Annotated in this window: 9 protein-coding genes; 2 read left to right on the top strand and 7 right to left on the bottom strand. The window is 44.6% G+C overall.

Annotated elements, in window-relative coordinates; all coding sequences use genetic code 11:
* Window positions 1–759: 759 nt before the first annotated feature.
* The 3 genes from NTX76_05575 to NTX76_05585 form a co-directional block, all read right to left on the bottom strand.
* Window positions 760–2,070, bottom strand: coding sequence for a hypothetical protein (locus tag NTX76_05575; protein MCX7338729.1), 1,311 nt, complete (start codon window positions 2,068–2,070; stop codon window positions 760–762).
* Between the two features lie 79 nt (window positions 2,071–2,149).
* The gene (rlmN, locus tag NTX76_05580) at window positions 2,150–3,250 is read right to left on the bottom strand and encodes a 23S rRNA (adenine(2503)-C(2))-methyltransferase RlmN (GenBank protein MCX7338730.1); all 1,101 of its coding nucleotides are present in this window, start codon (window positions 3,248–3,250) and stop codon (window positions 2,150–2,152) included.
* An 82-nt stretch (window positions 3,251–3,332) separates the two neighbouring features.
* Complete coding sequence (locus NTX76_05585) at window positions 3,333–3,671, bottom strand: TIGR02300 family protein (GenBank protein MCX7338731.1); 339 nt, start codon at window positions 3,669–3,671, stop codon at window positions 3,333–3,335.
* 127 nt (window positions 3,672–3,798) lie between these two features.
* Between NTX76_05585 and kdsA the strand changes: the two genes are divergently transcribed.
* Together kdsA and recR are read left to right on the top strand one after the other, a co-directional pair.
* A complete protein-coding gene (kdsA, locus tag NTX76_05590; protein ID MCX7338732.1) occupies window positions 3,799–4,647 on the top strand; it encodes a 3-deoxy-8-phosphooctulonate synthase in 849 nt (282 codons plus the stop codon).
* A 26-nt stretch (window positions 4,648–4,673) separates the two neighbouring features.
* Window positions 4,674–5,276, top strand: coding sequence for a recombination mediator RecR (gene recR, locus NTX76_05595; GenBank protein MCX7338733.1), 603 nt, complete (start codon window positions 4,674–4,676; stop codon window positions 5,274–5,276).
* A gap of 6 nt (window positions 5,277–5,282) precedes the next feature.
* Here the strand turns inward: recR and NTX76_05600 are convergent, their stop codons facing one another.
* From NTX76_05600 to NTX76_05615, 4 genes are all read right to left on the bottom strand, one after another.
* Entirely contained in the window at window positions 5,283–7,265 is a 1,983-nt protein-coding gene (locus NTX76_05600) for a hypothetical protein (protein ID MCX7338734.1), read from the bottom strand.
* 151 nt (window positions 7,266–7,416) lie between these two features.
* Entirely contained in the window at window positions 7,417–8,712 is a 1,296-nt protein-coding gene (locus NTX76_05605) for a pitrilysin family protein (GenBank protein ID MCX7338735.1), read from the bottom strand.
* Window positions 8,713–8,771: 59 nt separating this feature from the next.
* Entirely contained in the window at window positions 8,772–9,158 is a 387-nt protein-coding gene (locus tag NTX76_05610) for a hypothetical protein (GenBank protein MCX7338736.1), read from the bottom strand.
* On the bottom strand, window positions 9,071–9,778 hold the full coding sequence (locus tag NTX76_05615; protein MCX7338737.1) for an insulinase family protein: 708 nt from the start codon (window positions 9,776–9,778) through the stop codon (window positions 9,071–9,073). The genes NTX76_05610 and NTX76_05615 overlap by 88 nt, the downstream gene beginning before the upstream one ends.
* Window positions 9,779–9,892: the final 114 nt, after the last annotated feature.

The raw sequence follows: 9,892 nt of genomic DNA on the forward strand, positions 1-9,892 counted from the left end.
TGCATTGATATAGGATTAAATAAGTTGAGAGCGCTTAAAATGAAAAATATTAAAAATACACTATATAAAGCATCTTTAGACTTTTTTGGATTTTTGGAAATAAATGGGATTAATATCATTGATTTCTAGGCCATTGCCCTGTTGTTACTCATTTTGTGTTTGTTTTTTGTGTTGATTCATTCCCTCTATTTTGCGCCTTGTTTTAAATTGATGTTTCACCCTCCGGTTTCAACGATGTCATTATGATGAGTTAGTCAACCCAACGCAGCGGTCATCATTTTAGGCTCACCAAAAACCTGTGTTCACTTCCCAAAAAACAGGTTAACTGTGTGACGATGGGCGGCTTTTCTAAAGCCAACCAATCAAATGAAATATCAAAGCCCCTTTCAATTTTTGAGAACGGGACCCAGCCTTCCCTCTCCTTCGTTCAAAGAAGTTATTACCTCTCCGTTAACCTAAAACTCGATTTCTAATGAGAGCTTCATGCCTGTCGGAACAGGGAATTGTCACCCACTAGAAACACCAGGCTCATCCTGACACACCTGAGGAGTTCTCAAAACAATAGTATTCGGTTAGCATGGAACTCACATCAAACAGGACATTCCCCCGTCCTTCCGTGGCTTGACCACAGGAGGACGACGTTATTTAGAGAGGGAAGCTCATGCTATTTCATCAACCGAATGCCATTGGTTCTCAAAAATCCCCAAATGTGTACATACTGCAAATTCAATACTTCCTATAGAATAGGACATTCTCCATTTAACGATAAGTCAGATATATTTCCCCACGTGCAAACATCTTCGTGCGAGGTAATGAAAAATGTGATTCCCCCATCATCACCCCCCTCACCTCTCTTACATGCCAATCTTGCTGATAATAAGGAGATGAAGGAACAACAAAAACGCCGCCGCCTTTAATCACAAGCTTAAAAACCTCGTTGTCCACATTAAAAATCAAGCCCCCGTAAGCTACGTCAGCCACTAAACCAACAGCATTCCCAGCATTATTCCATTCAACCGGGTTTTCCCTACAAATTCCCACAGTAAATTCATACCGATGGCGATCCTTAGACCGTTTAACCCGCACAATCCAACCATCACGATCCACCCAATTGTGTTGCAAATCATGTTGCTTTACCCCAACAAAACCATGTGTCTTCAATTGAAAGGCCAAATTATTCTGGTGCTTTGACTTATCGTACTTATCAACAACTTCAAGCCATTGGAGACTATCAGCCTTATGTATCAGCCTTCCAATAAATCCCTTTGCGTATAATAACTTTTCAAGGCCACGATTTTGAATTGCTTCCGCATTCATATGCCAGCGCACTAATTGATCTCGATAATTCTGGAGGAATTGATGGGTAAGCGCAGGTATTTCATCCAAAATAGATAATGCAAAAGAATCTAAAGCCTTATTCAAGTGACTCAAAAGATGAGATGTGGGATACAAGTTATCTGTCACAATAGCATTGACCACGTTCAGGTGCATTCGTCCTTGCCCAGAATAGGGATCATCACGAACTGAGTTAAAACCCTTAGAAAAAGAACCTTTGTAAAAAACATACCCCTTGCCCCCTAACATAAAAAATTTATCGGCGGTCTCAAATTTTCCTTTTTCAGCAAAACGATAGCCCAATTGGGTTGCCTTCTCTGCCCAATATTGTAGATTTCGATTCAAAATTACATTTACGTCATACTCACACGAAGGATACTCTTGACGAAGTTTATCGATTCCCAGTCGTATTTCTTCTTCAATCCTATCATCATATAGGCGTCGCTCTTCTAGTGCAATCTCTGAGCATGCTTCTTCATCACCAATATTTTCATTTTCTGTGTATTTTTCGGCCTCTTCCCAACTTTCATAGAATTCTTCTGTTTCATAGTCATGGCCTGACTCAAAATTATCCGCATACTCTTGCTCAATAACATTTAAATTAAATGCAGGCAAAATCCTCGTTTTCGCCAGATCGGCATCAAATGCAGCACGATCAAAATCCCATGCCCCATAACTTTCCTTACAGCAAAACACAAACAACAGAAACATGGGAAGTATTCGTATCAATTTCATGAGCTCATCCTTTGTTAATTTCGTAACATTTTTATAAATTACATTTAGTCTTTGTTAACACTTATATGTCTGTGCACACTCATATCAAATGAGATTCAACCAAAGAAGCGGAATTTTTCCTAAGGCGCAAGCTTTCCGATTTTAACTGTCCGCAGGCTGCCAAGATATCTTGGCCCCGCGGTGTGCGCACGGGTGATGCATACCCGGCCCGATACACAATTTCTGAAAATTCCGCAATGCGCCCAGGGGTAGAGCATTCAAACGGCGCGCCTGGCCAGGAATTAAAGGGGATTAGGTTAATCTTGGCGGGGATCCCCTGAATCAGCCGCACCAATTCCTTGGCATCGGCATTGGAATCATTCACCCCCTTAAGCATAATATATTCGAACGTAATCCGACGCGCATTATTCAGCCCCGGATAGTCTCGACACGCCTCCAACAACTCCGCCAGTGGGTATTTTTTGTTTAGAGGGACCAATGTATCACGCAGATCATCCCGTACAGCATGCAATGATATGGCTAGGCCAACCCCTAATTCCTCGCCACATTGCCTGATCATGGGCACGACCCCGGCCGTGGACAGGGTGATTTTGCGACGCGATACGGAAACCCCTTCAGGATCCATCATGATTTTTAATGCTGTTGCGACGTTGTCATAATTATACAACGGTTCGCCCATTCCCATTAATACTAGATTGGAAATCTGGCGTTTTCCCAATGGTGTTGGCCATTCATTGAACACATCGCGCGCAACCATCATTTGCCCGATAATTTCACCGGCCGTCAGGTTCCTGACCAAAAGCTGAGTCCCCGTATGGCAAAACTTACACGTTAACAAACACCCGATTTGCGATGAAACACACAATGTCCCCCGATTAACCTCGGGGATGTGAACGCATTCGGCTTCTTGGCTATCCTGAAATTTCAACAGCCATTTCTGTGTCCCATCGGATGAGAGTTGCGCCGTTGTAATGGCCGGGCGTTCGATTACGAAACGATCGTCCAGTTTTTGTTTTATGGGCGCAGAAATATTTTTCATCTGGTCGAATGATCGGACCCCATGATGATATAGCCAATTCCAAACTTGTTGCACCCGAAACTTTGGAAGGTCCAGCGCAAGGAAATCCTGAAGCAGCTCATCCCTGCTTAATCCAATAATACTTTTTTTCTGTTCTGACATTTTTCTTGAAGTTTTATGATGTTGCGGTTATTTCAGGCTTAATTCACCATCCCCGCCTGCGCGGGGACAATAGCGGGAATTTTTACCGCTCATCTGCCTCGGAATCATGATCCATAACATCGGACAGATCGTCAAGATCCCCCCCAAGGTCGGATGTATCCTCGATCAGGTCAACATCACTTTCTGCACCAGAATCCAACCCATCAATATGATCGATATCATCTACCAAGACGATCTCGTCAATTCCCAGCGCAATTTCTTTGGCTGCGTCTGCGGCGGCATTCTTTCGGCGCCCCCTGCTGGATGTTTGCAGTTCAAAAACAACGCCACATTTTGGGCATGCCGCTGGTATTTTTTGTAAATCGTAAAAACGAACTCCGCACCCTTGGCACGTTCGCTTGGATCCCCATTCTAATTTCACTGGTCATAATCTTTCATGTAATAAATTTATCTCCAATATGTATCGTATCTGGTCGCCATTGACAATCTTTTGATTATCAAACAGTATGACTAAATGTTAGAAAGCAAAAAATAAGGGCATAAAATCAATGAATCACGTTAAATCTATATCTTTAAAGGTTGGGTCTTTATCAATTGGGAACGATTTGCCATTGGTATTAATTGCGGGCCCCTGTGTGATGGAAAGCCGCGATCATGTTTTGATGATGGCAGAAAAGCTGACACACATGACGCAGCATTTGGGGATTCCGTTTATTTTCAAATCATCCTTTGACAAGGCTAATCGAACCAGCATAAAAGGCGTGCGTGGGGTTGGCCTAGATGCCAGTCTTGCCATATTTCAAGAAGTTAAAAATACTTACGGATGCCCGATCCTGACTGATATCCATACACCGGAACAATGTTCCATTCTGGCAGACGTTGTTGATGTTTTGCAGATTCCGGCATTTTTGTGTCGACAAACCGATTTATTGCAGGCGGCAGCCTTAACTGGAAAGGTGATCAATATTAAAAAAGGACAATTCCTGGCCCCATGGGATATGAAAAACATCGTCGCCAAAATGGAAAGCTTTGAAAATAGGCAAATTATGTTGTGCGAACGGGGCGCAAGCTTTGGTTATAACGCGTTAGTATCCGATATGCGATCCCTGCCCATCATGGCAAAAACGGGGCATCCCGTCATTTATGATGCAACCCATTCCATTCAACAACCCGGTGGGGCAGGCGAATCGTCCGGTGGACAGCGTGAATTTGCGCCGATTCTGGCCAGGGCAGCCGTCGCTGTTGGTGTGGCTGGTGTATTCCTTGAGACACACGACAATCCCGATGTTGCGCCAAGCGATGGCCCGAACATGATTCAGCTGGATGATATGCCAGCGGTTTTGGGGGAACTAATGGCGTTTGATAAGGTTGCAAAAGCACATCCGCGGGGTGTTTAGGGGTTAAAGAAAGGCTTAACAGATCCATGAATGGTCCAGAAATTCAACGCATGATTCAGTGCCTCAGTCGTTTGCCGGGTCTTGGGCCCCGGTCTGGGCGGCGTGTGGCATTGCACCTTCTTAAAAAACGTGAAGCCGTCCTCCAGCCCCTAATTGATGCCCTAACGGATGCCAACAGGAAAATTCAAACATGTTCCCAGTGTTTTAACCTGGACACCCAAAATCCCTGTAGTCTGTGCCAGGACCCAAAACGGGATCCACAGCAGCTTTGTGTGGTGACGGACGTTGCGGATCTGTGGGCTGTCGAGCGAGCAGGGATTTTTCGGGGACGATACCATGTATTGGGGGGTGTTTTGTCCGCTATGGATGGAATGGGGCCGCAACAGTTGACCATTGATTCGCTTGTTCATAAAGTTTCCAAGGGAACAATTACCGAGATTGTCCTGGCCCTAAACGCCACAGTCGATGGACAGACGACAGTTCATTATTTGGCCGATAGGCTGCAGCCTTATCCCGTGCGCCTGACGACGTTGGCGCATGGTGTTCCCATGGGTGGGGAGCTGGATTACCTGGACGAGGGTACGCTTTCGGCTGCCTTTTCAGAGCGACGTTATCTCAGTTCGACGTAAGAAAGGCTATGTTACGCAGTGCACCAATTTCTCATCATCTTCTGCCGCCTCTGCTGCCTCCTCCTTTTTATCCATATACGTCTGAATCAACCCAAAGTGTGTTCGGATCAACTCATCCGGCATGGTTTCGATGGATTTCCCCATTTTGGTCAGATACTCAATCACCTGGAACGTCATAAAGGATACATCATCATCAGGCGATCCCATATAGGGTTTGAGACATTCTGTCTGGTAGCTGCATTCCTTGATCTTGTTGATCCCAACGGGTTGCCATTTGTTGAGGATGGAGGACCAAAATAATCCCTCCCCAATCCCAGCAACAATCATACCGGGAATTTGAAGCGTACTTGGTAATACTTCTTTAGCTGAAAAAACAAGGGATGATCCGACAGTCAAGCCACCCAAATGATTAATCGTTTTCATAAAGGGGCTGATGGGTTGATGATTTCTGCTGAAATCAACCTCTCGTGGTTGGTAATCGAAATACCAATCATAAATTCCCGTTAAGTGTTTTGTGACAATACCGCGTGATATGGATTTTTTAACAATCGCATAAGCAAGAGTAGCCCCAGCAGAAAGAGCCATTGACCAAGAATCCGAAACACTGTGTGCGTACTCAGAAACCATGCTTTTGGTTGCGGTATAGGCATAAATCCCGCCAACAGCACCAAAAACCCAAGAAAAAGCGTGGGATGCATACCGTACCACCTTTCGAAGCTGGGGTTCTTCCTGGTTGGGGTGGATAGAACTATATTGACGACCGAAATGCACAATGTGGTATAGGTTTTCCAGGTCTTTATAGATGTTTTCTTGTGGATTTGCGTCATCTTGGCTTATCCCAAAAATCTGGTGATGGAACTCTTTTTTATCCGCATCTAACAAGGCCAGAAAATTCGTTATTGCATTTCCAATACCCCAGGACAACGTTGTACGAAGCCCAGCAACATAGGTGTTTTTCCAGAATTGTTCGTTGAGCTTTTGTTGGATGGAGTGTGTCAATATATCATGATAAACGCTAGAGCAATACCACGAAACCCCAATAAACGAATTGATTAAGATGACCGCATCAACAACAGGATCGCTGACATCCTTGAGTTGATCATATGCCTTAAGATGCGCATAGATAGCTGGCACCACCGCTGACCCGATCGATCCTACCAAAACAGCCGATCTTAGAAGTTTGTAAAACCGCGAATTGTTGTCTTCTGTGGATACTCCAAGATAGTGACCACTGGAATAAAACATTTGCTTGAATCCTGTTGTGCTTTGTCTCCATCCGGATAATGTATAGACTAACAATCCCCACGTAGCCAACCCATATGAAAAAAGAGTTTCGTTGGCACTTTGAGCTGTCATGGGATAATAATGTTCAAGACCTAATAAAGGACCCAATTTTTGATATAACGCCAGATTCATACCTTGTGTAGCGCAAAAAGATCCAAAAAGAAAGGAAAGGGAAAGTGTGCACCATCTGCGTGTCATACTGTGATGCTTCGTCGCATCCTCCACCTCCGAAAACGCTTGCCAGTATTTGGAAAATTCATCCAGCTTGTCCTGGGTGATTCCATGTTGATCATGCAGCGCTGAAACCGATGACCGGGCAAAACCTATCCTTGCCGGTTTGGGGAGTATTTCAAGGCGGACTTCATCCGTATGGGGAGAGGTGGATCCCGTGGTCAAGCCACGGGATGACGGGAGAGAACTCGAGGGTGACGGGAGGGGGGCCGAGGATAACAAAGAAGAGTTCGATGGCAAAGGATGATCTGGCGACAAAAGCACCCCCACGTCATCCCGCGACTTGATCGCGGGAACCACAACGGGCGATGGCGTGAACGGAACAATTTGATTAATCTTGGGACGGTGCTGATTCCCCGTGAAGCAATCCGTTGGCAAGCAATCCATGGCTTGGGCCATGCTTCCCATGACTGCGCTATTAAGGATGCCCCCAACCAATAAACAGCATACGTATTTCTTGATGAATTGACCCATAATCTTTTTTCCTGACGCAGAGTAATCTGACTGTAAGAACTATATGGGTGCTGTAATATGGATTACAAGTGGTTAAAGTTTATAAACATGAGAATATTTGATCTAAATTCAATTAGGTATTTAAAGTTTTAATAGAATTTTATGTATGCTTCTAGTTGCCACTCTTTTGTTCCAGGTGGTGTTCTGGATGGACCTCGACCGTAACAATTGGTGGTGCGCCCAAAATCGTCTTGGCGGCTTCAAAGACTTGCTCAACCGTGACGGCCTGAATAGATTCTTTCCAGTTCTCTATTTCATCCACTGTAAATCCCGTGCCTAGTTTTGAAAAAACGCTGACTGCATTTTCGTTGCCATCGCGAATAAAGGCGATTTGAGCAAATAGGCATCGCTTTGCATCATCCAGCTCTTTTTGCGAGAATCCGTTTGTAAGGATGTTTTTGAGGAAATCTGACAACGCTTGTTTAAAAACAGCCATATCCATTTGGGGTGATAATTCTGCTGATAAACTAAAGGGTTGTGGATCAAGTTCGTCCCCGCTGTATGCGCTACTGACGCTCAGGGCCAATTTTTTATCCTCGACAAGCGTTTTATAAAATGGCGATGTTTTGTCCCCTCCCAATAATTGCCCAAGGACAGTCAGTGGATAATAAAGATGTTTTAGTTTTTCATCCCTGTGGTTGGGGGCCTGATAATACCAGCTGGCCAAAACCAATGAATTTCTTTTGTTGTATTGCTGAATGTGCATTGTGATCCCCTTGTGGTCGGGCTCCATGGGCCGCCGACGTTCCGGAAGGGGGTGTGACTTAAGGAGGCCAAAGTGTTTTTCAACAAGGGGCAGTATATCCCCCAGGGATACTTTTCCAGAAATAATAAGGATTGCATTGTTTGGGGCATACCATGTTTCGTAATGCTGACGAACGGCTGCAGACGTATAATTTTGAATATGATGGGGGTAACCAATCGGGGGCGTGCCATAAGGGTGATACCAATAAATCGCCCTTAACAACGATTCATAAATCGTCCCCAATGGATGGTTATCAAGCCGCATGAGGCGTTCTTCCACAACGACATCTCGTTCGGATTGAACTTCTGCCTCGGTAAAGGATAAATTAACCATGCGGTCAGCCTCTAGTTTAAGAACAAGATCCAGATGATCGACAGCAATTTCATCTTGGTAAATCGTATAGTCCGAACCGGTCATGGCATTAATTTGGCCACCATGAGTCAGCAGGGTTCGTTTGAATTCATTCCCCGGAACTGATACTGTCCCTTTAAACATTAGGTGTTCCAAAAAGTGGGAAATCCCAACCATGTGTTCCGGATCATCGGCTGTGCCAACTTTATAAAGAACACCCACACTGACAATGGGGGCCAGGTCATTTCTTACGACCACAATTTGCAAACCATTGGATAACGTTTTTACTTCTGGATTAAAAATCCCGGCCATACCTTGTCCTATCGATATTAAACAACAACTAAAAAAAATAAAACTTTTCAATAAAACACTCATTGCATCTTCTCGGGGCCTGCTTCGCGGCCAACAACGACAAACGTTAATAATGCAGGATCGAAAACTTTCTTAATAACACTATTAATGTCTTCGACGGTTAATTTTTCAAAATAAGAATTTCGTTTATTGATATAGTCAATTGGCAAGCCATCATTCCTATAACACAAAAGAGCATTAACAATATCCAGCGTGGACCCAAACGTTAGTGGGTATCCACCAATAATATTCTTTTTTTGAAAATCCAATTCGGCTTGCGTTATGCCGTGTTCTGCAAATTTTTTCCATTCTTCCTTGATTAAATCAATCGTCTGGTGAACGGTTTCTGTCTTTGTGGCTGTCCGATCCCATAGGCAAGGCCGCGTTTCTCTCGGACCTCTTTCCACAGGCGTGATTCAAATGTGCTGCCACCCAGGATGCTGTTGGCCACAAAAAAAGCATAAAAATCGGGATCATGACGGGAAACCCCTGGATGAGCAAACAAAACGAACGATTGCGGAACATCCATTGTTATTGCGTGCATCTTGCCCGGACCCCGAAAGGGAGTTACCATGAACAACGGCAGGCGATCCCCCTTTGGCTGCTGCTGAATTAACGCATTAACCTGGGCCAAAAGATCATCTTCGCCAATATTTCCAACAACAACAATTCTCATGCGATTTTGCGTAAATGACGATTTCATATAGGATTGCAATTGTTCCACGGTTATTTCGGGGATTTTGCGAATTCGATCAGAGATCCGTTTCGAATATGGGTGGTTTTCACCCAACACTAGACCCTGAAGCGTTTCTTTTCCGATTGGTTGTGGTAAATGAAGGCGTTGCTCGAGTCCGCCAACCATTTGTTGCTTGACGCGCGCAATGTCTTCGGGTGCAAAACGGGGCGAGGACAGAACCAGCCTGATCAAATCAAAGGCATCCTTTGCGTTTTCCTTGATCGTTCGAAAGGCGATAACAAAATTATCCTGATCCGCCGAAATACTAGTTGAGTAGAGGAAGCCAATCACTCAAGCTTCCCCCCTCCTCAGAACCGGACTTGCCCAATTAAGGCATCCGGCTCCCGATTCAATAATGGGCCATAACACCTCTGTCGGTCTTACCCAGAATCGATACCGTCTTAT

It is taken from the genome of Alphaproteobacteria bacterium (assembly GCA_026400645.1).
Classification (GTDB): Bacteria; Pseudomonadota; Alphaproteobacteria; order Paracaedibacterales; family CAIULA01; genus JAPLOP01.

Bases quoted from the DNA above. Each gene is read 5' to 3' on its own strand.
- NTX76_05575 (MCX7338729.1), bottom strand. From the start codon at position 2,070: ATGAAATTGATACGAATACTTCCCATGTTTCTGTTGTTTGTGTTTTGC.
- rlmN (MCX7338730.1), bottom strand. From the start codon at position 3,250: ATGTCAGAACAGAAAAAAAGTATTATTGGATTAAGCAGGGATGAGCTG.
- kdsA (MCX7338732.1), top strand. From the start codon at position 3,799: ATGAATCACGTTAAATCTATATCTTTAAAGGTTGGGTCTTTATCAATT.
- recR (MCX7338733.1), top strand. From the start codon at position 4,674: ATGAATGGTCCAGAAATTCAACGCATGATTCAGTGCCTCAGTCGTTTG.
- NTX76_05600 (MCX7338734.1), bottom strand. From the start codon at position 7,265: ATGGGTCAATTCATCAAGAAATACGTATGCTGTTTATTGGTTGGGGGC.
- NTX76_05605 (MCX7338735.1), bottom strand. From the start codon at position 8,712: ATGGCCGGGATTTTTAATCCAGAAGTAAAAACGTTATCCAATGGTTTG.